A 23,078-nucleotide genomic window follows, 5' to 3' on the forward strand; every position below is an offset into this window, starting at 1 on the left:
GTATGAGTCAGCTATCTACCACACCCTAAGTATAGTGCCTGGAAGACGACTTCACTTTCGGCAGCGTCCGGTTTCGTTCGAAGCCTTACCGATCCCGTTCGACGACCTCGCCGGGGGTCGTCGTCGTGTTTGGCGACAGTTTGACGCCGGGATACAGGCTGGTGTTGATCCCCGTTTTGACGCCGTCGGCGAGCACGACCCCGAACTTCCGTCGCTCCGTCGAGACGCGTTTGCCCTTGACAGTGAACGCGACCGGCTCGTCGTCGTGACGGAGGTTCGCGACGGTCGTTCCGGCCCCGAAGTTGACGTCTCGTCCGAGGACACTGTCGCCGACGTACGAGAGGTGTCCGACCGTCGCTCCCGCCATGAGGACGCTGTTTTTGACCTCGACCGAGTGGCCGACGGAAGCCCCTTGATCGATCAGCGTTGCGCCGCGAACGTAGGCGTTCGGACCGACGGACGCGCCGGTTCTAATCGTCGCCGGTCCCTCGATGACGACGCCCGATTCGACGGTCGCGCCCGCCTCGACGACGACGTCGCCGGTGATCTTCGCGTCGTCGCTCACGTCGCCCGCGAGCCGTCGGTCCTGCCCGCCGAGTTTCCACTCGTTGGCCTCGAGCAGCTCCCACGGGCGGCCGACGTCCATCCAGCGGTCCATGACGACGGGCGTCACGTCGTGTTCGTCGACGGTCTTTGCGAGCACGTCCGTGATCTCGTGTTCGCCGCGCTCGCTCTCGGGGACCTCGAGCCACCCCGCGGCTTCCGTGGGGAAGACGTACGCGCCGGCGTTCGCGAGGTTCGTCGGCGGCTTCGCGGGCTTTTCGACGATACTCTCGACGCGCTCGCCTGCAGTCTCGAGGACGCCGTAGTTCGACGGATTGGCCACTTCGATCGCCCCGATTGCGGGCCCGGACTCGAGGAGTCGGCCGATCGCTGCCGGATCGTAGAGGTTGTCGCCGTTGAGGACGGCGAACGGGCCGTCGAGGTACTCTCGAGCGGTCGCGACGGCGTCTGCCGTTCCCGCGCGTTCGGTCTGGGTCGCGTAGTTGATCGGGACCCCGCGACGGCTCTCTCCGAAGTGTTCGACCACCGCGTCGGATTCGTAGCCGACCACGAGAACGAATTCGTCGACGCCGGCGTCGATGGCGGCATCGAGGGTGTGAGCGACCAGCGGCCGATCCGCGACGGGAAGCATCGGTTTGGGGACGGTTGCGGTGAGCGGGCGCATTCGCGTTCCCTCGCCGGCGGCGAGAACCACAGCTTTCATCGAGGCCAGCTACTATCGGCCGCGAGTTAATGGTGTGGTTCGATCCTCATCACCTGCACCGCGGGCCAGCCGTTCGGAATCGGCATCCTCGAGCGTACGATTCCGTCCACGGGGCGTTCAGGAGTCGGCGTCCTCGAGCGCGCGATCTCGACCGTCGACCCCCTCCGACCGATCGGTGGGCAGGTCGTTCGCCGACGCCGGCGGTTCCGGCGGTTCGAACGCGGCGACGAGCGCCCGACCGGGGCGGGTCTCGAGGACTTCCTCGAGCGTGCGCGTCGACCGAACTCCGAGCGCTGCGAGTACGCTCACCACCGCCAGCGCCGCCGCTCGTCCCGTCGTCAGCGAACCCGAGCCGACCGCGGCGAGCGACGAGACGACGACGAACCCGATTCCCGCGAGACCGACGACTTTCAACGGTCGAGTTCGCCACACCTCCGCTACGGCCTCGACCGTGGCCTGCGTTCTCGAGCGTTCGTAGCTGTCTGCAAGGCCCGAAAGCAGTCGATCGAACAGGCGAACGAACGGTCCGATCGTGTACGTCTCGCGGAGGTCGATCACGATGACGTCCGGCTCAGGCTCTTTCGTCAACCATCGGTAGACGGCCGAGCCTTTCACGTATCGAGTAAGGCGGTTGCCCGCGCAGCGAAACGGCTCGAGGACGGCGCTGGCGACGGTGCGACACCGTCCGAGCAACCGGACGATCCGCGAGTTCTCGAGTGCGTCGTCGATCATAGTTGGAAACGGCTACGCTGGTACCTCGGTGGGCGGCCACGTCGTCCATATCACACCCACCGTGTCTACATCGAGTCAAACCAGCGACGCTCACAAAGAGTTTGCCCTCTTCGTATTGGATCGAACTGTCGGTGCGTGAGACTGTCACAGAACGCGACACTCGACAGCGTTGGAACCCACTGATTCGAGCAGCGAGACTCGCTGAAAACAGACTGACTCGAGTCCGTCAGGACGGTTCCTCAACCCACCGTCGGTCGACCGCCCAGACGCAGGCCGCGATCGAGAGCGCGACGAGTAAGACCGCGGGCTCTGATGACACGTACAGGTTCGGCGTCGGATGGCGAGTCCACGACAGGGGAAACAGCCACGTCCCCGCCTCGCCGTCGGCGTAGTGTTTGGTCGCGTCGAACAGCAGGTGCGAGAGCCCGCCGGCCAGAAGTAACCCGTACGCTCGAGTTCGGTGAGTTTCGAAGCCGGTCGCCCCGATTCCGGCGAGGACGATGACGCCGCCGAGCGTCGGGATCGCGTCGAAGGCGAAGGGCGTTCCGAGCGCGGCTTCGACGGTCGGATCGCTCACCAACAGCCCGATGCGATTCAAGTCGGGAAGCACCGCACCCACCATCGCCACTGCGACCCAGCGGCGGGAGAGCCACTCGAGTCGCCACCCCGCGACGGTCCCCAGCGCGTAGGCGATCAGGACGTGCGAGAGGAGATCAGCCACGTTCGGACACCTCCGAGTCGGCGTCGCCGCGGGGGACGAATCGAAGCTGTCGGATATCGATCCGCCAGTACCGCAGGAAGAAGCCGGCGGCGAACAGGCCGCCGAGTCCCGAAGCGACGTACTTGTACGCCCCAGCGCGCGGACTCGCGTTGACGACGACCACCTCGTCTGCGAGCACGGTTCCGTCGTGGGTTCGCGTTTCTTCGAACTCGAGAGTCCCGTAGATCTGAACGACGCCGCCCGGTTCGAGACCGGCGGTATCGACGCCGCGCACCTCGAGGTCGGCCGCGACATCGCCGCCGTCGTCGGTCACGTGGATAGCGATCCTGTTTCCCGCGACCGTTTGGACGTCGCCGAACAGAAGGACGCGCTCGCCATCGTACTCGCTCCCGTGGGCAGCGAGCTGATCGCCGGTCGGATGCGGCCAAGCGTCGTCGTAGGCGGCTCCGTAATGGATACAGAGCCCGAGCAGCGCGAGCGAGAGGACGATTCCGAGCGCGAGTCTCCGTCGCCGGTCCATTCGTCTTCGAGATTACGGGGTCCGTACTTGGGGATATCGATCGGCCACAGTCGCCAACCCGGTTGTAGGAGCCTCGAGTCACCCGAGGGGCGCGATCCGTCGACACAAGCCGGTAGTGGTTTTAGTACCCGTTTCGATTGTGCCGGTATGGATACGGGAGAGGACCGCCACGAAAACGCCGGACAGGACGTTATCGCCGTCGATGCGACGGACACCGAACAGGGACTCGTCAACCGACTCGAGGCCCACACTGGCGAGGGAATCCGCCACCGGGCGTTCACCTCGCTTGTGTTCGACCGGGACGACAACGTTCTGCTCGCTCAGCGTGCGCCGGGAAAACGGCTCTGGGGGACCTACTGGGACGGCACCGTCGCCTCTCACCCCGTCGAAGGACAGAGTCAAGAGGAAGCGACCAGACAGCGACTCGAAGAGGAACTCGGAATCGCACCCTCGCAGTACGACGACCTCCGCGTGACCGACCGGTTCGAGTACAAGCGCTACTTCGAGAACGAGGGCGTCGAGCACGAGGTCTGTTCGGTGTTGAAACTGACCGTCTCCGATCCGTCACTCGATCCAGATCCCGAGGAGGTCGCAGGCCTGCTGTGGGTCCCCTACGACCGACTGCACTCGAATCCGGAGTGGTACCGCCAGCTCCGTCTCTGTCCGTGGTTCGAGATCGCGATGCGTCGCGATACACAGTAACCTTTCTCGCCCGTCGACGCGTGTGCGCTCGAGTCGCTGTTGTACACGGCGACGAACGAAATATCGAGTTCTCTATGTGTGTCATACGCTAACAAGGTTTATGATTCTCCCGTTCGTATCGTCGCCTGTGGGCCGACGAAACCGGTCCTGATATCGAAATGAGTTCCTCGCCACCGACAACCGAGACGTACGAAGTCGATCTCTCCCGAGACGAACAGTGGGTCGTCCACGACGTGGTGGCACGCCGCGTCGACGACGCCATCGACGACGACGACGCTCCGCCCGCCTGGGCGCTCGAGGTCGTCGAAACCATCGAATCCGACGGGAGAACGTTCACTCGCGAGCAAGTCACCAACGTCCACGAGGTCGTCTCGACGTATCTCGACGCCCCGGAAACGCCGGCGTCAGATGTCGCCTACGGGGCCGCGGTCCTCGAGCGCATCGAAGGCGCGGTGCCGCGGCTCGCAAACGAGTAACTCGATCGTCGGCAAACGGTTTCTCACATCGCACCGATCAACTCAGTCACACCGATCAGTCTACGCTCGCGTTGTCGCCCAGACGGCCGTCGTCGCCAGCAGGACGGCAGGAAACAGCGGTAGAATCAACAACGCGAACCAGTAGCCGAGCTCGACCGGCCAGAACGCGATCGTAAGCGGCGAGACGACGAACGCGAAGCCGATGACGCCGACGAGTATCCACCCGCGCGTTCCGAACTCCCGATCTGTGGCCGCCGGATGGGCGGGATCCTCGAGCCACTCGTCGTCCGTCGGTTCCTCTCCGTCGTGGGCCGACTCGTCGTCGAAATCGGCCGGATCGTGAACGTATCCGTTGTCGTCGCTCGAGGTCACGGACTAGCATTTCGAGCGTATGGTAAAAGCGGTCACGGTTCTGGGCCGCGTTCGTCCGCTCGGCGATCGAACCCGGTCACTCACCCTATCGTTCGACAGGCCAGCGTTTTACCCGCTTGCAGCCGAACGGGGGCTATGACCGCAGAAACCGATGCAGGGTCTGCCGACGACGCACCTTCGAACGGCGAGATCGGCGTCGCCGTCGTCACTATTTCCGCGGGTGGAACGATCGAGGACGACGCGGGCGGCGACGCGATCGTCGACGCGTTCGGCGCCGACGAGCGTGAGATCGCGATTCGAGAGCTAATCGACCGCGGCCACGACAACGTCCAAGCCAAGGTATCTCGTCTCATCGACCGTGACGACGTCGACATCATCGTTACCGCGGGCGGGACCGGCATCGAACCCGAGGACGCGACCGTCGAGGCCGTCCGTCCGCTGCTCGAGAAGGAACTGTCGGCGTTTTCGGAGCTGTTCTACGCGCTCGCCTTCGACGAGATTGGAACGAAGGCCGTCACGAGCCGCACGCTCGCGGGAGTCAGTGACCGGACGCCGGTCTTTTGCTTGCCGAACGAACCCGTCGCGACCTCGACCGCGGTTGAATCGATCATCGTCCCGGAAGCGGATCGATTGGTCGCGCTGGCGAACGGACCGGACAGCGCCGGAGCGTAATCGATAGGCTGCGCTACACTCCGTGGACGATCGACCGACGTCACGCTCTGTGTACGATCGAACGGCACGGTTCGGACGCCTCGCGTCGGAATCGTCGCCTCGCGGAACGCCGATGCGGTCGAACTCGTTCCGCCGCGAAATACCAACGCTGAACTCGGTCGCCCGTCGAACTGTGAGCATGCCCACTCCGTCGAAACAGGACATCCGCGAACGCGTCTGGGACGACCTCGAGGAAAGCGGCGAGGCCAGATTTCCCTTTCCCCCGCACGGCCGGATTCCGAACTTCGCCGACGCGACGGCTGCGGCCGATCGGCTCGCGGCCCGCCCGGAATGGCAACGGGCCGAGACGATCAAGGCAAACCCCGACGCACCGCAGTTGCCGGTTCGCCGACGCGCCCTTCGCGAGGGAAAGACCGTCTACATGGCCGTTCCCCGGCTTCGCGACGAGCAGTGTTTCCTCCGACTCGACCCCGACGAACTCGAGGACTACGACGCGGCGACCACCGTCTCCGGGTCGTCGAAACACGGCGTCCAGGTCGGCCCCGAAGCGGTGGCACAAATCGACCTGATCGTCTCCGGGAGCGTCGCCGTGGGAACCGACGATGGCTCGAGTCCAGGCGCACGGATCGGTAAGGGCGAGGGCTACAGCGACCTCGAGTACGCGATCCTCACCGAACTGGGTCTCGTAGACGGGGAGACGCCCGTTGCGACGACCGTCCACGAACGACAGTGTATCGACGAGGAGCTACCCACGACCGACCACGACGTCCCGATGGATCTGATCGTCACGCCCGACCGAGCGCTCGAGCCGGACGACGCCGTCGATAGGGCTCCTTCCGGTATCGACTGGACCCTCCTTTCTGACGACCGACTCGAGGAGATTCCGGTTCTGGATCGATTGCGCGAGTAATATGGGTTGTGTGGCGGTATTCGCCGCTCCTCGAATCGAAAACTGGTGTCCGAACCGAGCGGTGATACGGTCGTCCCAGAACCGGGATTTGACCGGCCCGCCGATTCGAGCACCGAAAGAATCACAGACAACTCTTGGGATCTGGTGGGTGATCCGGTGTGAGGATCCACGTCGGGACTCGTCGTCCCGACAGCCATTCCGAGTGCGATGCGAGTCGGTGCAGTGAACCCGCATCGCCACGCCGGGATGGCGAGTGGGGGAAGGGTGCTGTGGTGGGGTTGCTGGAAGTCACGGGTCCAAGGCGGTGGGTGCCTTCGTGTGGGTGTGCCCGTCGACCTCCACTCCCAGCTATCGTCGGTTTCCACTTCAACGATGGCGATGGTAGTGCCGTCTTATTCCGAGTTACCTCACGATTAAGCACAGTTCAAAACGCCTATATCTGGCGTTAGATAGTTTATATCGACTATCCAGGTCACTTGGGGCAAAACGCACTCGAGCGGCGGTGTTCGGGTCAGTCGACCAGTTCCTCGGCGACCATCGCGGGCTCCATCAACGCGGGATCGAGTGCGAGATCGAGTTGGCCGCGGACGAACTCCGGCACCGAATCCCGCGCGTAGACGACCGTCCGGAGGTCGTCGTTCAGATCCAGCGCGATCGGGACCGTCGTCGATTGGCCGACGTCGGTCAGTACGTACAGATCCGCCTCGAGGATTCCCGCCTCTTCGAGCGTCGGGCGGCTGAGCGTCCCCTCGAGTCGAGTGACGGAGACGCCTTCGGCCTCGAGGGCGTCGCCGATGCCGTCTTCGTCCGGACCGGAAACGATCGCATCCATCACTCGTACTCGATGGTCGCGGGCGGTTTGTGCGTGACGTCGTAGACGACCCGCGAAACGTTCTCGTTCTCGCCGGTAATCCGCGATTGGATCCGCTGGAGCGTCTCCCAGTCGATCTCCTGGGCGCGGGCGGTCATCCCGTCGCGGGACTCGACCGACCGAACGGAGACGATCCAACCGTGCACTCGGTTGTCACCCTTGACGCCCGTCGCTTTGCCGACGACCGCAGCGAGCGCCTGCCATGGCTCGTACTCTTCGAGTTCCTCCTCGACGACGTGACAGGATTCGCGGGCAACCTCGAGTTTTTCCGCCGTGACCTCGCCGATGACGCGGATGGCGAGTCCGGGGCCGGGAAACGGCATTCGCTCGGCAACGAGTTCGTCGAGGTCGAGTTCGTGAGCGACCTCCCGAACCTCGTCTTTGTAGAGGTCTCGAACCGGCTCGACGATGCCATCGAAATCGACGACGTCGGGAAGTCCGCCGACGTTGTGGTGGGATTTGATCCCGCCCTCGGATTCGATCCGATCTGGGTAGATCGTCCCCTGGACGAGAAAGTCCGCGTCGGCGTCTCTCGCTTCGCGTTCGAACTCGCGGATGAACTGCTCGCCGATCACCGACCGCTTCTCCTCGGGATCGGTGACACCCGAGAGCGCCTCGAGGAACCGGTCTTTGGCGTCGACGACCCGGAGGCTGTCCATGTAGGAGAACGTCTCCCGGATCTGTGCCGTCTCGCCTTTGCGCATCAGTCCGGTATCGACGTACACCGGCGTCAGTTGATCGCCGATCGCCTCGTAGGCGAGGGCGGCGGCGACGGACGAATCGACGCCGCCCGACAGGGCGATGACGGCGTTTTCGTCGCCGATTTCGGTTTCGATCTCTTCGACTGCGTCCGGGACGAACGTGTCTGTATTCACCATCAGAAGGTCACCTCTTGTCCGCTCTGCGTGTCCGTATCGTCAGCACCAGCCTCGGATTCTGCGAGGATCGACTCGACGAGTCCGAGAAACGGCGGGCTCGTCTCGCCGGGGCGAGAACTGTACTCGGGGTGGAACTGCGTTCCGAGGAAATAGGGATGATCCTCAAGTTCGAGGATTTCCATCCGATTCCCTGCCGTTCCCGAGAACGAGAAGGGTTCGTCGGCGAAGTTCTCGAAGTACTCGGGATTGACCTCGTAGCGGTGTCGGTGCCGTTCCGTACACGAGGTGTCGCCGTAGATCGCTTCGGCGAGCGTGTCCGGCTCGATCTGCGTTTCGTGGGATCCGAGTCGCATCGTCCCGCCCATGTCCTCGACCTCGTACTGTTCGGGCAGGATGTCGATGACCGGATGGGGCGTCTCCTCGTCCATCTCGGCCGAGTGTGCGCCCTCGAGACCGAGTACGTTTCGGGCGTACTCGACGACCGCCATCTGGAAGCCGAGACAGAGGCCGAGAAACGGCACGTCGTTCGTGCGGGCGTACTCGACCGCGTTGATCTTGCCCTCGGTTCCGCGCATCCCGAACCCGCCGGGGACGATGATCCCGTCGACACCCTCAAGTTGTCCGTCGTGGTCCTCGGCCATCTCGTCGGCTGCGACCCAGTGGACGTTCACGTCGACGCCGAGTTCGAAGCCGGCGTGTTTCAGCGACTCGTGGATCGACATATAGGCGTCCTCTAAGTCGTACTTGCCGACGAGCGCGATGTCGACTTCGCCCGACTTTTCGGTCGTAACGACCTCGCGCCACTCCTTCGTTCGCTCGCTCGAGGGAAGCGCCTCGTCCTCGAGGTCGAAGCGCTCGAGGACGAAGTCGTCGAGCCCCTCCTCTTCGACGACCAGCGGGACGTGATAGACGTCCTCGACGTCCGGATTCGAGAACACCGCTTCGGTCGGGATGTCACAAAACAGCGCGATCTTCTCTTTGGTTTCGGGGTCGAGTTTGTCGTCACAGCGCCCGACGATGACGTCGGGCTGGAGGCCGATCGACCGGACCTCCTTGACGCTGTGTTGGGTCGGCTTGGTCTTTTGCTCGCCGTTTTTCGAGTAGGGAACAAGTGTGACGTGTGCGAAGAGGATGTCCTCGTCGTCTTCCTCGTGAGAGAACTGGCGCAGGGCCTCGAGGTAGGGCATGCCCTCGATGTCCCCGACGGTCCCCCCGACCTCGACGAGACAGACGTCGCTTCCTTCCGCGGCCTCGCGAATGCGCCGTTTGATGTCGTTCGTGATGTGAGGGATGATCTGGACCGTCTTGCCCAGATAGTCGCCCGCACGCTCCTTCTCGATCACGTGCTGGTAGGTCTTGCCCGTCGTGATGTTGTGATCGAACGTCATATCGATGTCGAGGAACCGCTCGTAGTTCCCCAGATCGAGGTCGACTTCTCCCCCGTCTTTGAGCACGTAGACCTCGCCGTGCTGGTAGGGATTCATCGTCCCCGCGTCGACGTTCAGGTACGGATCGATCTTCACCGCGGTCACGTCGAAACCGGCGTTTTTCAGGAGTCGGCCGGTGCTGGCGGCCGTGATACCCTTGCCGAGTCCCGACATCACCCCGCCGGTGACGAAGATGAACTTGTTCCCCAGTGTGGGGTCATAATTAGTGTCCGAGTCCGTCGGCATACCGAGTGTGCGCGCGAGCGGTTGAAAACCATTTCGGGATGGCACCCGCTCCGCGAACCAGTGTCACCCCTCGAGAGCCGCGAGCCCTCGACTGGGATCGTCTCGCCCCCAATTTCGGTTCCCCTCCTGTCGGCGCTCGAACCCATACGGTAGGATTACGTCCCTGCCGTCTGATGGCCTCGATATGTCCGACCTGCGAGTCACCGTCGACGGTCGCGAACTCGAGGCGACCTGGCACGACGACGCCCCGGAAACCCGCCGGGCGATCGAGTGCGAACTGCCGCTCGAGGGCGAGGCCGTCCGCTGGGGCGACGAACTGTACTTCGACGTGCCACTCGAGGTGCCGGCCGAAAACCAGTCCGCGGCGGTCCCGGTCGGCGCGATCGCCTACTGGCCCACCGGGAACAAACTCTGTCTGTTCTGGGGACCGACGCCGGCGAGTCGCGGCGAGGAACCGCGAGCGACCGCGCCCGTCAACGTGGTCGGTCGGCTCGAGGACGTTTCGGCGTTGTCGAATCTCGAGGGCGGTGCTCGAGTTCAGATCGTCGCCGGAAATTAAGCTGCTCCCTGCAAAAACCGCTACTTGCCCCAGAAGGGGTCTCGCTTTCGCTGTTTCTCGAGGTACATGTTCAACGCCTCGAGTTCGTCGCCGGGGATCTCGTCGGTCAGTTCCTGTTCCAAGATCTTGGCGTGCTTCTCGGGGACCTCCATCCAGAGTTCGTCGCCCTCCTCGATCTGTCGGCCGACGGTCGGACCGTCGATGGCGACCGAAACGCGGTTGCCGGCGCGGGCCTCGTCGACGTCTTCGCCTTGCTCTTGAATCCCTTTGACCTGTCCGACGCGTTCGGTCTCGTTGCCGTCCCAGGTGACGACGAAGTTGTTGTTCTGGATCGTGCCGGCGTTGACTTCCACGCCGACGACCGCCGGATCGTTCTGTCTGAAGGTGTGATCCGGCAGGATCCGGAATCGCGCGGGTCGGGAGATGTTCTCGAGGATCGTGTCCTGCTGGGCGCGCTCGAGTTCCGAGACGTGTTCGTCGTACTCCTCGACGAGCTGGTAGATGACCTCGTCGGTGAACAGTTTCACGTCGTCCTGTTCGGCCCGCGTCTTGGCGTCCGCGAGCACGTCGACGTTGAACCCGAGGATCGCCTGTTGTTTCGGGTCCTCGGCCGTCGATGCGACTGAGACGTCTCGCGGTGCGACGTCGCCGACTTCTGCGCTCACGATCGGAATTTCGGCCTCACCGAGCGCGTCGGCCATCGCCTCGAGACTCCCGAGGGTGTCCGCTTTGACGACGACGCCCTGTTCGTCGGTGTCGACGGCGATGTCGGCGAGTTCGGCTCGCACCTCTTCGACGACGTCCTCGAGATTCCGGTCTCTGACGACGCGAACCGGCGCGCCGGCCATCGCGTCCTCGAGTTCCGGTGCGGCGATCTTGATCCCGGAGGCGGCCTTGACCGACTCGACCTTTTCGAACCGGCTCTCGGTCCGGATCTCGGCGAGCGGTCGCGGCTGAAGCAGCGCGCGCACGTCGGTGACGATCGGTTCGTTCGTCCCGCCGACGACGATGGTGTCGTCGCTACGGATCGTCCCGTCGTAGAGGACCGTATCGACCGTCGTTCCGAATCCCTTCTCCTCTTTGACCTCGAGGACAGTCCCGACGCCGGGGCCGGCGACGTCGATCTCCATCTCGGCTTTCATGTAGCGCTGGGAGAGGCCCATCATCACCGCGAGCAGGTCGGGGACGCCCTCGCCGGTCATCGCCGAGACGGGGACGACGCCGACGTTTCGATGGAAGTTCTGGACCCGCCAGTAGAGGTCCGCGGAGAACCCCTCGTCGCTCAACTCGCCGATGATTTCGTAGAGGCTCTCGTCGAGTCTCGAGGCCGCGCGATCCGACTGGGCGTCGTAGGTGTCGTTGATCGGCGTGTCCTCGTTGGGATTCCAGCCCGGGACGGTGTCGATCTTGTTCGCGGCGACGATGAAAGGCGTTTCCGAACGCTTCAAGATGTCGAGTGCCTCGATCGTCTGTGGTTGAAAGCCGTCGTTGACGTCGACGACGAGGATCGCGATATCAGCGAGAGCGCCACCGCGCGAGCGAAGCGTCGTAAAGGAGTGGTGTCCCGGCGTGTCGATAAAGAGCAATCCGGGGAGATCGAAATCGTCGGGATCGACGAGTTCGCCCGCGATCGTCGAGATGACGTCTAAGGGGACGGCAGTGGCACCGATGTGCTGTGTGATCGCGCCGGCCTCGCCCTCGATCACGGCCGAGCCGCGTATCTTATCGAGGAGGCTCGTCTTGCCGTGATCGACGTGCCCGAGGACGGCCACGATCGGCGTTCTGAGAGATGTGGGGTCGTGTGTGTCCGTGTCCGTCATGGTGAACCACCAGAGAAGGTCTTGGGTAAACGGTCCGCAGGACGGTAGTTAAACCCATCGTCACGGCGACGCCGACCGATTCCGATCGGGTCCACCGCACCGGCCCCAGCAGCGGTCGATCACTGCACCGGCGGAAACTCGAGCAACCGTTCCGAAATCAGTGTTCGCTCCATGGTATTTATTAGCGACTAGTCTGAACGGTACGGTATGAGCGACATACTCGCCGAAAACCTCTCGGGGAAGTCCGTCATGGGATCCGACGGAGTCGAACTGGGAATGCTCTACAACGTCACGATGGACATCAAATCAGGAAAACTGCACGACCTCGTCATCGACCCCGACGAGGAGCTACCCGGCCACGCGGTCGATTTCGACCGCGACGACACCGGCCGATTCCTCGTGCCCGTCAGCCGCGTTCAGGCGGTCAAAGACTACATCGTCGTCAAGCGCTAACGGTATGTACATCCTCGATTCCTCGGCTTTTATCCACGATTTTCACACGACAGAACAGTCTGCGACTATCCCGCTCGTCCGCGACGAACTCGAGGACGAGAGCGCCTACCGCTACGACGCGATGGAAGGCTCCGGAATGCACATTCACATTCCGAACGAGGACACCACCGAACAGGTCGAACGCGCGGCTCGAGAGTCGGGCGACTTCGAGACCCTTTCGGAGACCGACATCCGACTCGTCGCGGCGAGTTTCGAACTCGACGGCGTCCTCGTCACCGACGACTACGCGATGCAAAACGTCGCGGAGAAGTTAAACGTCGATGTCGAAGTGATCGCTCGAGAGGGGATCGAAGAACAGCGCGACTGGCGGTTCCAGTGTCAGGGCTGCGGTCGTGAGTTCGACGACGAGAAAGAGCGCTGTCCGATCTGCGGATCCGGACTCGCTCGCAAGAACCCGAGCTGATTCTCGAGCGACTCGTCGAGAGAACAACTGCAATCGGCGTTGGCCCGCGATCGATAGCGGCCCTCCTCTCAAGAAAGGAGGTACGGGACAAAAAGCAAGGCGTTGTAACAGCCGTGGACCAGCGCGGGGACGACCAGATTGTCCGTTCGCTCGTAAATCGTCCCGAGCACCAGCGAGAGTGCGAAGACGCTGATGAGGCTGGCGAGCACTTGCCCCGCACCGGCGGTCGCGTAGGCGCCGACGTGGACGACCATGAAGACGGTGCTCGCGACGACGATCGCGCTGGGTCGCGAGAACGTTCCGTACAGCGACTTCTGGACGACGTTTCGGTACAGAAGTTCCTCGAACGGGCCGACGATCAGTACCATCGCTGGGATGATGACGACGACGAGTCCGACGTTCTGTTCGACCGTCTCGGACAGGCTGTGTTCGGCAGATTCGACGCCCGCACCGGTCATGAGCGCGGAGACGGCGATGTTCGCGCCGAAGATGAGAACCAGTCCGACGACCATCCAGGCCACCGTTCGGAGCGTCGGCAGCTCGATATCGACGTACGACAGGCCGTACCCGCGAAACAGAAGATAGCCGACCGCGACCGTTCCCAGACCGAGGCCGGTCGCGAGGTAGCTCACGATCTGCCACTGGAACTCGGTCAGCTCGCCGACCGCGACCATCATCGGCACCGAGACGACGATCGACGCGATCTGCATCGCGATCAGGCCGGCGAACCCGAGGATCACCATCTCGAGGAACTGTCCGACTCGCCGGCTCAGTCCGGACCCCGTGATGCCGGCGTACTCCGCGATGGCGACCCCCGTCGCGGTAAAACTCGCCACGAGAGCGCCGAAAAGCAGCGATATCGACCAACCGACTTCCGGAACGATTACCGAGCCGGACGTGCCGAGCATGATCGCCGTCGCCGAGAGAACCACGACGAGGGCGCTCGAGACCGCGGCGACGAGCCCGCTGCGCTCGCGCTCGAGGACGCCGTATCGGCTCGCGAGAAAGGCCGCGACGGCGATGGCAGCGAAGACGCTCGCCCCTATGACGGCCGGCTCGTCGATGCCCTGTCGAACGGGGATCAGGAGACACCCCATCGCGAGCGCGGTAACGATGGTTCCGACCGCGGGGACGGCGTCGACGCCGCTCGGGTCGCCGTCCGCATCCGACTGTGCTGTCGTGCCCATACGCATTCTGTCCGGCGGATACACATAGGGCCACCGCATCCGGCTATCGCGTCACCGTACTGTGGGGTCGCCACGCCCGGGAGTCGGACGACTACCGCTCGACGCGTAGGGTCGTCTTCTCCGCGACGGCGTCCGCTTCAGCGAACTCGCCGCCGCCGAGCAGGCCGCGGGTTGCGTTCTTCGCCCACTCGACGGCCGGCTGGTTGAAGGCGTTCACGCTGTAGAGTTCGCCGGCCAACACGCACGAGACCTCCATTCCATAGAGCAGGCCGCCGAGTTCGTACTCGTCGACGGTCTCAAGTTCGACGCGGACGTTCGGGCGGCTGGCGGCGGCGAGGCTCGCCTCGGTCGCCTCGAATTCGGCCTCGAGCAGTTCGCCGAGCGTGGAGTCGCCGAGGTACGCGAGTTCCTCGACTTCGGTCTCCGGAATCGTCCGGTCTGACCGATCGCGAGGCGCGACGAACGTGACGAGTTTGTCTCGCGGGCCTGCGCGATATAACTGAAGTTGGGAGTGCTGGTCGGTGACCCCGAGCGCTCGAACGGGCGTCTGTCCGAGATCGTCTTTGCCGAGGCTCTCGGCCCACAGCTGGGCGAACCACTCCGCGTAGGTCTCGAGCGATTCCGCGTAGGGAACCATCGCGTTGATCCCGGCCCCGCGACTATCGAGCGCGTAGGTTGTCGCCCCGTAGGCGTAGGCGGGACACTCGAACAGCGAGCCAGAGAGCGATTCGGCTTCGGCCTGTGCGCCCTCGAGCAGCGCCTCGAGGTCGTGTCCGGCGACCGCGGCGGCGACCATCCCGACCGGCGAGAGCGCCGAGAACCGTCCGGGGACGCCGTCCGGAACCCGAAGCTTCGGCAGGTCGTGGCGCTCGGCGAGATCCGAGAGGGGACCGGTCTCGCCGGTCGTCACGATCGTGCGTTCGGTCCAGTCGACGTCCGCGGCCTCGAAGGCGTCCCGAACGACGAGGAAGTTCGCCAGGGTCTCCGCCGTCGTGCCCGACTTCGAGACGACGTTGATAGCCGTCTCGGCAAGCGACAGTGACTCGAGTCGGCCCGTCACCCAGTCCGGGTCGACGTTGTCGAGAAAGACCATCTCGGTGTCTCCCTCGAGCGCGTCGACGATCGTCGCCGCGCCAAGCGCGCTGCCGCCGATGCCGATCGTGATCAGCGCCTCGGCGTCTGCGACGGGGTCGACCGCTCGCCGAATCTCGTCGGGATCGGTTCGCTCGGGGAGGTTCAACGCGGCGTAGCCGTGCTCGTGGTTCTCCCTGCCGGTTTCGATGCGTTCGTGGGCCTGACCGACCCGCTCGTCGAGTCGCTCGAGCGCCTCTCGAGAGATGCCCGGCGAGGCGACCGATGCGAGCGCGTTGCCGATGTCGACGTCCATGCGCGAGAGCGCGACGGCCGGCCCTAAAGGCGTTCCGTCATCCGGTCGATCGAGATTCAATGTGTCGCTCTTTTCACCCAATCCACGCACATTGCCAGTCCGCCACCCCACTCGAATCGCCAGCCCGTCCAATCCACCGCGGGGTGGGACTGAAAGGGGCTTTCGCGGGTCGACGAACCCGGACGACGCAAGCACTGCAGGGAGCGAGCGCAGCGAGTGACCGAAGCGCACAGCGAGGCCCGGGAGTCGAGCGCGAAAGGGGCTTTCATCGTATTCTTCCTGCAAGGACTCGCCGCCTGCTCGTCTCCCCAGTTGTTCATACCCCACACGGAACGGGAGGCGAGGAACGAAACCGGGAAACGCCTCGCCCGCGAGACTCGAGTATGAGCGAGAAGACGGCGACGTTCGTCGTCACCCACGCGGAAGAAGAGTCGGCGGTCGTCAGAGATGTCGAGACGGCGCAGGTTCACACCCTTGCGTCGAATCCCGGCCTCAAGGTCGACGACGTGCTCGAGGCGACGGTGGCCCCGAAACCGCCGCTCGAGGTCGCCTGGGAGGTCGTCGACGTGGAGAATCGCCGGACGGTCGAGTTCGTCGATAGCGACCTCGGACCCACAACCCACGAACGAGAGCTGGCGGCCGACGCTCAGCCGGGCGAGGTCGTCCGCGAGGAGCGGGCGGGAACCGGCGAGATTCACGTCCTCGCGCTTCCGGACGAGGACATCGAAGACGCGGCCACAGACGTACTCGAGGACGACGAAACGGTGGCTCGAGCGGCCCGACTCGAGGCCGTCCGCGTCGAAGTTCGCTCGGATCCGGACGAGGGCGTCTTGAGCGTACGGTATCTGCCCGACTAATCGGCGCGATAGCCGCTAGAAGCTGAATTTTACGAACCGTTAGGCCCGTTTCGGGCCGCCTTCGCTCTGGACGCGCCAACTGCCCTCGACGCCGCAGGCCTCGTACTCGAGTTCGGTTTCCTCGCCGATTAGATCGCCGCCCTCGAGTCGCTCGACCCGCAGCGGCACGTCGAGCGTGCTCCCACAGCAGCCGACGTCGACGAACTCCTCCCAGATATCGCCGATTCGAGCCTCGTCTCGCGTCTTTCGGAGAAAGGCTCGAAACGAGGACTGCTCGAGTTGTGACTGGCCCCACTCCGAGAGGTCCGCTGGGTAGGAAACGACGACGCGCGTCGCCCGCTCTCGCGACTCCGCTCGAGGTTTGTTCGACATAGCGAGAGAAACGGGCTCGAGTCTCAAAACGGTACCGTGGGATATGACGGCTCGAGGGATCGGACTCGCTCGAGAAGTGGACGACTCGAGTGAGCAGATTCCTCGAGCTATGGGTCAATTAATTCACTCCCGGTTGCCCGGAAATTGATCGTCTATTCGCATTGAGGCGGTGGATTCCGTTCGATTTCGCCACGAGAAACTGGCCTTCAGGAATTGCGAAGGCTTACTTTCGGGGGCGCCCACGTGGCGCGTATATGGGGTATTTCGACGTACCGGAGATCGAGTACACCCGGTACAGTAACCGGCAACTCGCGGCGATTCCGTTGGCCTTCCTCGCGGTCGCGTTGGCGATTCTACTGATCGCGTACACAGTCTACGGGACGCCCGTCGCACTCGGGATGGACTTTGCCGGCGGCACGGAACTGACCGTCGAGACGACGGACTCGGAGTCGGCAATCCAGACTGCGTTCGACGAGGAGCCGGAATCGATCCAGTCGACAGGAGCGTCGAACCAGTACATCGTCCAGTTTACCTCCGAGGATCAACAGGCGCTGACCGATCAGGCCGAGGAGAATCTCGCGCCGCTCGAGGGCAACGATGAGGTCGTCCAAGAGACCTCCTCAACGTCGGCCAGTTTCGGCGCGCAAGCACAGCAAACCGCGCTGCTTGGAATCGTCGTCGCGTTCGTCGGGATGAGCGTCATTACGTTCTTACTCTTTCGGACGTTCGTCCCCTCGATCGCGATCATCCTCTCTGCGTTCTCGGATCTCGTGATCCCGCTCGCGTTCATGAATCTGGCGAACATTCCGCTCACGCTCGGGACCGTCGCCGGACTGTTGATGCTGATCGGCTACTCGGTCGACTCTGACATCCTGTTGAACAACCACATTCTCCGTCGCGGCGGGAGCTTCTACGAGAGCACGAACGAGGCGATCAGAACGGGCGTCACGATGACGATCACCTCGATGATCGCCATGCTCGTGATGGCCATCGCGGCGACGATTATGGGCGTCGAACTGCTGGCCTCGATCGGGACCATCCTGTTCGTCGGGCTGGCGGCCGATCTGATGAACACCTACATGTTGAACCTCAGTCTGCTTCGCTGGTACAAGTTCGAGGGGATCAATCGATGAAACCGACGGCGTTTCTCAAAGAGAACTGGCGCGTTCTCTTGCTCGTCGTGTTCGTCCTCGGCGCGGTCGTCGCGCTGTTTCTCCCCGGCGGCGTCATGGGCGACAGCAGCTACGCCTCGCAAGGAGAGAGCAACCAGTCGTGGACCGAGGACCCGATCAATCTCGAGTACGGACTCGGTCTCGAGGGCGGGACGCGAATCAGCGCGCCGGTCGTCGGGATGACCGCGGAGAACGTCGACGCCGGCGTCGTTTCCGACGGCGAGGTCGATCAGGATCGGGTTACCGAGATCGAAGAGTCGCTGTACGCAGACGAGACGCTCGGCCTCGAAGTCGGCGACGCGAACGTCGTCGTCCACGACGACGGCACCGTCAGCGTCGAACTGTTCCTCGACGACGTGAGCGAGGCGGAGTTCGTCGCCGCCCTCGAGGACGCTGACGTCGAGGCGTCCGAGGACGATGTCAGGGAGGGCGTCACGCAGGAAACTCGAGACGACGTGATCGAGACGATCACCCTCCGGATCAACGAGGCCGGACTCTCCGGCGGGCAGGTGACCGACGCGGAGATGAGCGACCAGCACTACGTCGTCACCGAGGTTCCCGAGATGGGCGAAGACGAACTCCAAGCGATACTCGAGGATCGGGGTATCGTCGAAGTCGTCGCGTACCACCCGGGAGGCGAGAACGGAACCCAGGTCAACGAGACGGTCCTCACCGGCGACGATATCGCAGAGGTTGACCCGCCGAGACAACCCGAACGAGAAACGGGATACGAGGTCCCCGTCCAGGTCGAGGATAGCAGCGCCGAGGATTTCCAATCCGATATGCGGGAGATGGGGTATTCCGAACAGCAAGGGTGGAGCAACTGTCGCGTACAGGACCCACAGACCGGCGAGATGACCTTCAACGACGAGCAAGAGCAACACTGCCTGCTCACGGTCGTCGACGGCGAACCGGTCGCCGCACACTCGATGAGCCAGCAACTGGGATCGAGCATGGCCTCCGGAGAGTGGGTAGAGAGTCCGCAGTTCCGGATGGGTGCCCAGGAGTACTCGGACGCACAGGCGCTGTCGGTCAACCTGCAGGCCGGCGAACTGCGCGCGCCCCTCGACCTGACCGAGGGGAACGTCTACTCGCTCCAGCCGGCGCTGGCCGACCAGTTCAAGTCCTACTCGCTGCTGATCGGCGTCCTCTCGGTGATCAGCGTCAGCGGCGTCGTCTACGGTCGCTATCAGGACCGCCGCGTCGCGGCGCCGATGATACTCACGGCGCTCGCGGAGGTGTTCATCCTGCTCGGCTTTGCGGCGCTGATACGCATGCCGCTCGATCTCTCGCACATCGCCGGCTTCATCGCCGTCGTCGGAACGGGGGTGGACGACCTGATCATCATCGCCGACGAGGTGATGTCAGAGGGTGACGTCAACTCCCAGCGCGTCTTCGAGTCGCGGTTCCGCAAAGCGTTCTGGGTCATCGGGGCCGCGGCCGCGACGACGATCATCGCGATGTCGCCGCTCGCGGTGCTCAGTCTGGGTGATCTGCGCGGGTTCGCCATCATCACCATCCTCGGCGTGTTGATCGGCGTGCTCATCACCCGGCCCGCCTACGGGGATATCCTACGGCGGCTCCTGACGGACAGATAACGTCTGAAAACCGATTTTTGGATTTCCGAGCGCTCAGAACCCCTCGAGACTCGTCTGATTCGCCGCCGCGAGCGCGTCGGCACACGTCGACCACGACTCGCGGGCGAACGGCGGTAACTCGCCCGTCTCCTCGACGTAAGACTCGAGGAACGCTCGAGTCTCGGGGTCGCTCGGATAGCCGCTTCCGATTTCGCCGTACTCCGCGGCGAGGTCGGCGACGTGAGCGTCGCGCTCGACTTTCGCGATGATACTCGCCGCGCCGACGAGTTTGGAGTCGTCGTCCGCACCGTGGCGAGCGTCGATGGTCGCCTCGAGCGAGCAGGCCTCGCTCACTCGCCGGGCGAACCGATCCGCGTCGGTGTCGCAGGCGTCACAGAGGCCCGAGATTGCCGTTTTCTCTGGTTGATCCGCAATCGCGAGTCCCGCCGTGGCGTCCTCGATTGCGTTCGCGTGCGCGCTCACGGCGAGGGCGTTCATGTTCGTCTCGGGGTCGTCGATCCGCACCGTCGAAATCTCGGCGACGCCGACGTGGACGCCGTCGGTCTCGAGAAGCGCAGCGGCCAGTTCCTCGCGTCGCTCGGCCGCGAGTCGCTTCGAGTCGGCGATTCCGTCGGGCAGCCGCTCGAGATCGTCGACGCAGACGGTCGCGGCGAACATCGAGCCGAACACCGGTCCCTTGCCGGCTTCGTCGACCCCGAACTGGTACATGACAGTCCGTGGTTGGGCGACGGGCAAAATCGTTGCTTTCCGTCGCGCGCTCGAGAACAGCGAAAAAGGGTCTCGAAACCGATCAGATCGAGCGGTCGTCCCGGAAGTACTCCTCGCGTTCGAACGGCTCGTTCTCGCCTTCGACGCCGGTGACATCGAGCGCGGTGACTTCGGCGTCGACCTCGAGCAGGCCCGCCAGACTCGGCTCGGTGCGGCCGTCGTCGCTGCTAATGAGTTCCTTGACGTAGAGCCCGCCTTCGCCATGAAGTCTGACTTCGGCTCGCGTCGGTTCGTGGAGTTCGCCGTCGATCTTGTAGACGGTTCGCGTGCGGGTGATGTTCGCTCGCCGGTGGTCGACCCGCTGTGGGGTGTACTGCTCGAGGGTCGTTCCGTCGAGTTCGGCGAGTGCGGCCCCGAAGGCCGCTTCGTCGATGGGGTCGCCGAACTCGACATCCGCTCGGTAGCGCTTGCTCGCGTCGTGTTCCTTGACGCGTTCGACCATCTCGTAGCTCGCGAGACGGAGCCCCTCGACTTCGACCGAACCGTCTGCCGCGTCGTTGATCTCCCGCTCGAGCGCTTCCGGATCCGGATCCCGGATTCGAGGGTCTTTGACCTCGAGGACGAACGGACGGCCGCCCTCGAGCATGCGAGCGTCGACATCCTCGCGGCCCGCGCCGTGGAAGGTGCCTTCGTCGCCGTCCATTGCCTGAACGACGTGGGGGCGAACGACCTGTTCGACGCTCGTGTCGTACATGTAGCCCGAGCCCCCGCAGTAGTCACAGGGCTCCTCGCCGTCGTCGCCAAGCTGAACGCCGCTGCCGCCACACTCCCGGCAGGGCCACTCGGTCTGTGGGATGTCCCGCTCGAGCTTTCGGTAGCGCCCGTAGACGAACGCGGGGTTGACCTGCAGGTCGACGGCGTGGCTCGTCACTGACTGCGGGTCACTGGTTCTCGCCGCGCTCGCTTCGTCGTCTTCGGCCTCGAGCAGGTCGAACGGATCGAAGCCGTCGAGGTCGACGATGGCGAGGACGTCGGGGCGCTCGAAACCGACTTCCGCGCCGGTTTCTGCGCCGACGCGGCGGCCGACCTCCCGGTTTACCTCTCGCTTGAGCGACTCGCCCACGTCCGGCTCGAGGCCGGCGTCCTCGCGGAAGAGCTCCTCGTTCTCCTCGATCAGCGGCGGGACGCGGCTCCCGACCTGATAGGTCGTGAAGTCGATCCCCTCGAGCGCGTCGACGATCGTTTCGGCGATCGCGTCGAACGTTCCGCAGTATCCCTCACAGACCCAGCACTCGAGTGGCTCGACGGGGTCGAAATCCGCGTCGTCTGCGAGCGCGATCGTCGTTCGAAGCGCCCGTCCCCGCTCGGCGTTCGTCAGGCCGAAACTGCGTTCGGCGAACGGACGCCCAAGGCAGGAGTCACAGACCGGCCCCGTCGCCAGCAACTCCCGGGCGTCTTCCGTCGGTGTCATACCTGGGGTGTCGGGTCGCCGTCGATAACACGCTTTCCCTTCCGTTCGGCGGCGGATCGCGGCGGGGGAAATCCCGCGCTCGCTTCGTTTCGCTTCTCGAGTGTCACGAGTCGATGACCGTCTTCCCGGCTTTGATATCGGACGAATCCCAAGGTGGCGTATGGACAACGTTACTCGTCGCCGCTATCTCGCCGCGGCCGCGACCGGCATCACCGGCGTCGTCGCGGGGTGTGCAGCGCCCCAATCGGAGAGCTCCGCTCCGGGGAGTTCGTCCACCGAACTCGAGGTCGACGGCGACCTCGCCGGCGAATCGGCCTACACGCAGGTCTACGACGCGATCATCGACTCTATCGCGCAGATCCGCGCCTACGGCGTCGAAAGCCCGAGACGCGCCGGTGAGGGGACCGGACAGGGATCGGGATTCCTCGTCGCGCTCGAGGAAGAAGGGGACTACATCGTCACCAACGAACACGTCGTCTCCGGAGCCGATTCGGTCGAGATTCAGTACATCGGCGGCGACTGGACGACCGCCACCATCGCTGGAACGGACCACTACAGCGATCTGGCCGCCCTCGCGGTCGATCACGTCCCGGACGACGCCGTGTCGCTCTCGCTGAGCGAGCAGACGCCGGTCGTCGGCCAGGAGGTGCTCGCGGTCGGTGCGCCGTACGGGCTCGAGGGGTCCGTTTCACAGGGGATCGTCAGCGGCGTTAATCGCTCGGTCGACGTCTCCTATCGCCAGTTTCCGTTCCCGAACGTGATCCAGACCGATGCAGCGGTCAACCCCGGCAACAGCGGCGGCCCGCTCGTCGACCTCGAGGGCCGAGCCATCGGCGTCGTCAACGCCGGCGGCGGCGACAACATCGGCTTTGCCATCTCCGCTGCGCTCGCCCGTCGCGTCGTCCCGGCGCTGGCCGACGACGGTGCGTACGAACACTCGTATCTGGGGATCGGCTACCGAGAGGTCACCAGAGCAATCGTCGAGGAGTACGGCCTCGAAGAGCCGACCGGCGTTCTCGTTTCCGGTGTCGATCCGAACGGTCCCGCTGAAGGCACACTCGAGCGCGGCGACGTTATCTACGAACTCGACGGAGAACCGATCCCCGACCGCCACGCGCTGGGGACGTATCTCGCGCTCGAGACCAGCCCCGGCGACGAGATCGACATCGGGTTCTGGCGGGACGGCCAGGAGACGACGGTGACGGTTACGCTCGGGACTCGCTAGCCGTTCGGCCGA

25 protein-coding genes are annotated in these 23,078 nt (G+C 64.2%); 11 read left to right on the forward strand and 14 right to left on the reverse strand.

Translation table 11 applies throughout. From position 1 onward, the window contains the following. Positions 1-85 precede the first annotated feature (85 nt). From glmU to EL22_RS07235, 4 genes are all read right to left on the reverse strand, one after another. Positions 86-1,267, reverse strand: coding sequence for a bifunctional sugar-1-phosphate nucleotidylyltransferase/acetyltransferase (gene glmU, locus EL22_RS07220; RefSeq protein WP_050050870.1), 1,182 nt, complete (start codon positions 1,265-1,267; stop codon positions 86-88). A 117-nt stretch (positions 1,268-1,384) separates the two neighbouring features. Continuing rightward, the gene (locus EL22_RS07225; RefSeq protein ID WP_050050871.1) at positions 1,385-1,999 is read right to left on the reverse strand and encodes a hypothetical protein; all 615 of its coding nucleotides are present in this window, start codon (positions 1,997-1,999) and stop codon (positions 1,385-1,387) included. Positions 2,000-2,225: 226 nt separating this feature from the next. Beyond that, positions 2,226-2,720: a hypothetical protein gene (locus tag EL22_RS07230; protein ID WP_050050872.1), complete on the reverse strand. Its 495-nt coding sequence runs from the start codon at positions 2,718-2,720 to the stop codon at positions 2,226-2,228. After that, positions 2,713-3,240: a hypothetical protein gene (locus tag EL22_RS07235; protein WP_050050873.1), complete on the reverse strand. Its 528-nt coding sequence runs from the start codon at positions 3,238-3,240 to the stop codon at positions 2,713-2,715. Before EL22_RS07235 ends, EL22_RS07230 begins: the two co-directional genes overlap by 8 nt. Before the next feature lie 147 nt (positions 3,241-3,387). On the opposite strand from EL22_RS07235, the gene EL22_RS07240 reads away from it, so the two are divergent. Then, positions 3,388-3,942, forward strand: a complete 555-nt coding sequence (locus tag EL22_RS07240; protein WP_050050874.1) for an NUDIX domain-containing protein — start codon at positions 3,388-3,390, stop codon at positions 3,940-3,942. A 158-nt stretch (positions 3,943-4,100) separates the two neighbouring features. Beyond that, complete coding sequence (locus EL22_RS07245) at positions 4,101-4,418, forward strand: hypothetical protein (RefSeq protein WP_050050875.1); 318 nt, start codon at positions 4,101-4,103, stop codon at positions 4,416-4,418. 60 nt (positions 4,419-4,478) lie between these two features. On the opposite strand, the gene EL22_RS07250 is transcribed toward EL22_RS07245, so the two are convergent. Next, on the reverse strand, positions 4,479-4,790 hold the full coding sequence (locus EL22_RS07250; RefSeq protein ID WP_050050876.1) for a hypothetical protein: 312 nt from the start codon (positions 4,788-4,790) through the stop codon (positions 4,479-4,481). Positions 4,791-4,925: 135 nt separating this feature from the next. Here EL22_RS07250 and EL22_RS07255 point away from each other — a divergent pair, with 135 nt between their 5' ends. Further along, on the forward strand, positions 4,926-5,462 hold the full coding sequence (locus EL22_RS07255) for a molybdenum cofactor biosynthesis protein B (protein ID WP_050050877.1): 537 nt from the start codon (positions 4,926-4,928) through the stop codon (positions 5,460-5,462). A gap of 178 nt (positions 5,463-5,640) precedes the next feature. Continuing rightward, a complete protein-coding gene (locus EL22_RS07260; protein WP_050051250.1) occupies positions 5,641-6,372 on the forward strand; it encodes a 5-formyltetrahydrofolate cyclo-ligase in 732 nt (243 codons plus the stop codon). A 511-nt stretch (positions 6,373-6,883) separates the two neighbouring features. On the opposite strand, the gene EL22_RS07265 is transcribed toward EL22_RS07260, so the two are convergent. The 3 genes from EL22_RS07265 to pyrG are packed head-to-tail and all read right to left on the reverse strand — an operon-like array spanning position 6,884 to position 9,794. After that, positions 6,884-7,204, reverse strand: a complete 321-nt coding sequence (locus EL22_RS07265; protein WP_050050878.1) for a hypothetical protein — start codon at positions 7,202-7,204, stop codon at positions 6,884-6,886. Beyond that, a complete protein-coding gene (guaA, locus tag EL22_RS07270) occupies positions 7,204-8,121 on the reverse strand; it encodes a glutamine-hydrolyzing GMP synthase (protein ID WP_050050879.1) in 918 nt (305 codons plus the stop codon). Before guaA ends, EL22_RS07265 begins: the two co-directional genes overlap by 1 nt. Further along, the gene (pyrG, locus tag EL22_RS07275; protein WP_050050880.1) at positions 8,121-9,794 is read right to left on the reverse strand and encodes a glutamine hydrolyzing CTP synthase; all 1,674 of its coding nucleotides are present in this window, start codon (positions 9,792-9,794) and stop codon (positions 8,121-8,123) included. The genes guaA and pyrG overlap by 1 nt, the downstream gene beginning before the upstream one ends. 184 nt (positions 9,795-9,978) lie before the next feature. Between pyrG and EL22_RS07280 the strand changes: the two genes are divergently transcribed. Further along, a complete protein-coding gene (locus EL22_RS07280; RefSeq protein WP_050050881.1) occupies positions 9,979-10,353 on the forward strand; it encodes a cyclophilin-like fold protein in 375 nt (124 codons plus the stop codon). 20 nt (positions 10,354-10,373) lie between these two features. Here EL22_RS07280 and infB read toward each other — a convergent pair whose 3' ends face one another. After that, positions 10,374-12,173, reverse strand: a complete 1,800-nt coding sequence (infB, locus tag EL22_RS07285; RefSeq protein ID WP_050050882.1) for a translation initiation factor IF-2 — start codon at positions 12,171-12,173, stop codon at positions 10,374-10,376. A gap of 207 nt (positions 12,174-12,380) precedes the next feature. Here infB and EL22_RS07290 point away from each other — a divergent pair, with 207 nt between their 5' ends. Both EL22_RS07290 and EL22_RS07295 read left to right on the forward strand, forming a co-directional pair. Continuing rightward, positions 12,381-12,626 (forward strand): PRC-barrel domain-containing protein, encoded by a 246-nt coding sequence (locus EL22_RS07290; RefSeq protein WP_049952146.1) that lies wholly within the window; start codon positions 12,381-12,383, stop codon positions 12,624-12,626. Between the two features lie 4 nt (positions 12,627-12,630). Beyond that, positions 12,631-13,089, forward strand: coding sequence for an NOB1 family endonuclease (locus EL22_RS07295; RefSeq protein ID WP_050050883.1), 459 nt, complete (start codon positions 12,631-12,633; stop codon positions 13,087-13,089). Between the two features lie 68 nt (positions 13,090-13,157). On the opposite strand, the gene EL22_RS07300 is transcribed toward EL22_RS07295, so the two are convergent. Together EL22_RS07300 and EL22_RS07305 are read right to left on the reverse strand one after the other, a co-directional pair. After that, positions 13,158-14,276: a CPBP family intramembrane glutamic endopeptidase gene (locus tag EL22_RS07300; protein ID WP_050050884.1), complete on the reverse strand. Its 1,119-nt coding sequence runs from the start codon at positions 14,274-14,276 to the stop codon at positions 13,158-13,160. Between the two features lie 91 nt (positions 14,277-14,367). Next, positions 14,368-15,663: a hypothetical protein gene (locus tag EL22_RS07305; RefSeq protein WP_050050885.1), complete on the reverse strand. Its 1,296-nt coding sequence runs from the start codon at positions 15,661-15,663 to the stop codon at positions 14,368-14,370. A gap of 383 nt (positions 15,664-16,046) precedes the next feature. Here EL22_RS07305 and EL22_RS07310 point away from each other — a divergent pair, with 383 nt between their 5' ends. Then, positions 16,047-16,520 (forward strand): DUF5812 family protein, encoded by a 474-nt coding sequence (locus EL22_RS07310; protein WP_050050886.1) that lies wholly within the window; start codon positions 16,047-16,049, stop codon positions 16,518-16,520. Positions 16,521-16,559: 39 nt separating this feature from the next. Here EL22_RS07310 and EL22_RS07315 read toward each other — a convergent pair whose 3' ends face one another. Then, positions 16,560-16,892 carry a hypothetical protein gene (locus EL22_RS07315; RefSeq protein ID WP_050050887.1) on the reverse strand — a complete coding sequence of 111 codons (333 nt, stop codon included), beginning with the start codon at positions 16,890-16,892 and terminating at the stop codon, positions 16,560-16,562. Positions 16,893-17,146: 254 nt separating this feature from the next. On the opposite strand from EL22_RS07315, the gene secF reads away from it, so the two are divergent. Both secF and EL22_RS07325 read left to right on the forward strand, forming a co-directional pair. Further along, positions 17,147-18,025: a protein translocase subunit SecF gene (secF, locus tag EL22_RS07320; protein WP_050050888.1), complete on the forward strand. Its 879-nt coding sequence runs from the start codon at positions 17,147-17,149 to the stop codon at positions 18,023-18,025. Continuing rightward, on the forward strand, positions 18,022-19,662 hold the full coding sequence (locus tag EL22_RS07325; protein ID WP_050050889.1) for a preprotein translocase subunit SecD: 1,641 nt from the start codon (positions 18,022-18,024) through the stop codon (positions 19,660-19,662). Before secF ends, EL22_RS07325 begins: the two co-directional genes overlap by 4 nt. Positions 19,663-19,695: 33 nt before the next feature. Here EL22_RS07325 and rnhB read toward each other — a convergent pair whose 3' ends face one another. Continuing rightward, on the reverse strand, positions 19,696-20,370 hold the full coding sequence (rnhB, locus tag EL22_RS07330; RefSeq protein ID WP_050050890.1) for a ribonuclease HII: 675 nt from the start codon (positions 20,368-20,370) through the stop codon (positions 19,696-19,698). Between the two features lie 82 nt (positions 20,371-20,452). Further along, positions 20,453-21,841 carry a tRNA pseudouridine(54/55) synthase Pus10 gene (locus tag EL22_RS07335; RefSeq protein ID WP_050050891.1) on the reverse strand — a complete coding sequence of 463 codons (1,389 nt, stop codon included), beginning with the start codon at positions 21,839-21,841 and terminating at the stop codon, positions 20,453-20,455. Between the two features lie 160 nt (positions 21,842-22,001). Here EL22_RS07335 and EL22_RS07340 point away from each other — a divergent pair, with 160 nt between their 5' ends. Beyond that, entirely contained in the window at positions 22,002-23,066 is a 1,065-nt protein-coding gene (locus EL22_RS07340) for a S1C family serine protease (protein ID WP_050050892.1), read from the forward strand. Positions 23,067-23,078 lie beyond the last annotated feature (12 nt).

The sequence above is a fragment of the Halostagnicola sp. A56 genome (assembly GCF_000691505.1).
In the GTDB taxonomy this organism is placed as follows: Archaea; Halobacteriota; Halobacteria; order Halobacteriales; family Natrialbaceae; genus Halostagnicola.

What these genes read in the sequence shown, in the direction of transcription:
- EL22_RS07235 (WP_050050873.1), bottom strand. Translation starts at nt 3,240, where the DNA reads ATGGACCGGCGACGGAGACTCGCGCTCGGAATCGTCCTCTCGCTCGCG.
- EL22_RS07325 (WP_050050889.1), top strand. Translation starts at nt 18,022, where the DNA reads ATGAAACCGACGGCGTTTCTCAAAGAGAACTGGCGCGTTCTCTTGCTC.
- EL22_RS07260 (WP_050051250.1), top strand. Translation starts at nt 5,641, where the DNA reads ATGCCCACTCCGTCGAAACAGGACATCCGCGAACGCGTCTGGGACGAC.
- EL22_RS07265 (WP_050050878.1), bottom strand. Translation starts at nt 7,204, where the DNA reads ATGGATGCGATCGTTTCCGGTCCGGACGAAGACGGCATCGGCGACGCC.
- EL22_RS07295 (WP_050050883.1), top strand. Translation starts at nt 12,631, where the DNA reads ATGTACATCCTCGATTCCTCGGCTTTTATCCACGATTTTCACACGACA.
- EL22_RS07305 (WP_050050885.1), bottom strand. Translation starts at nt 15,663, where the DNA reads ATGGACGTCGACATCGGCAACGCGCTCGCATCGGTCGCCTCGCCGGGC.
- EL22_RS07290 (WP_049952146.1), top strand. Translation starts at nt 12,381, where the DNA reads ATGAGCGACATACTCGCCGAAAACCTCTCGGGGAAGTCCGTCATGGGA.
- infB (WP_050050882.1), bottom strand. Translation starts at nt 12,173, where the DNA reads ATGACGGACACGGACACACACGACCCCACATCTCTCAGAACGCCGATC.
- secF (WP_050050888.1), top strand. Translation starts at nt 17,147, where the DNA reads ATGGGGTATTTCGACGTACCGGAGATCGAGTACACCCGGTACAGTAAC.
- guaA (WP_050050879.1), bottom strand. Translation starts at nt 8,121, where the DNA reads ATGGTGAATACAGACACGTTCGTCCCGGACGCAGTCGAAGAGATCGAA.
- EL22_RS07255 (WP_050050877.1), top strand. Translation starts at nt 4,926, where the DNA reads ATGACCGCAGAAACCGATGCAGGGTCTGCCGACGACGCACCTTCGAAC.
- rnhB (WP_050050890.1), bottom strand. Translation starts at nt 20,370, where the DNA reads ATGTACCAGTTCGGGGTCGACGAAGCCGGCAAGGGACCGGTGTTCGGC.
- EL22_RS07225 (WP_050050871.1), bottom strand. Translation starts at nt 1,999, where the DNA reads ATGATCGACGACGCACTCGAGAACTCGCGGATCGTCCGGTTGCTCGGA.
- EL22_RS07280 (WP_050050881.1), top strand. Translation starts at nt 9,979, where the DNA reads ATGTCCGACCTGCGAGTCACCGTCGACGGTCGCGAACTCGAGGCGACC.
- EL22_RS07310 (WP_050050886.1), top strand. Translation starts at nt 16,047, where the DNA reads ATGAGCGAGAAGACGGCGACGTTCGTCGTCACCCACGCGGAAGAAGAG.
- EL22_RS07240 (WP_050050874.1), top strand. Translation starts at nt 3,388, where the DNA reads ATGGATACGGGAGAGGACCGCCACGAAAACGCCGGACAGGACGTTATC.
- EL22_RS07245 (WP_050050875.1), top strand. Translation starts at nt 4,101, where the DNA reads ATGAGTTCCTCGCCACCGACAACCGAGACGTACGAAGTCGATCTCTCC.
- pyrG (WP_050050880.1), bottom strand. Translation starts at nt 9,794, where the DNA reads ATGCCGACGGACTCGGACACTAATTATGACCCCACACTGGGGAACAAG.
- glmU (WP_050050870.1), bottom strand. Translation starts at nt 1,267, where the DNA reads ATGAAAGCTGTGGTTCTCGCCGCCGGCGAGGGAACGCGAATGCGCCCG.
- EL22_RS07340 (WP_050050892.1), top strand. Translation starts at nt 22,002, where the DNA reads ATGGACAACGTTACTCGTCGCCGCTATCTCGCCGCGGCCGCGACCGGC.
- EL22_RS07300 (WP_050050884.1), bottom strand. Translation starts at nt 14,276, where the DNA reads ATGGGCACGACAGCACAGTCGGATGCGGACGGCGACCCGAGCGGCGTC.
- EL22_RS07335 (WP_050050891.1), bottom strand. Translation starts at nt 21,841, where the DNA reads ATGACACCGACGGAAGACGCCCGGGAGTTGCTGGCGACGGGGCCGGTC.
- EL22_RS07315 (WP_050050887.1), bottom strand. Translation starts at nt 16,892, where the DNA reads ATGTCGAACAAACCTCGAGCGGAGTCGCGAGAGCGGGCGACGCGCGTC.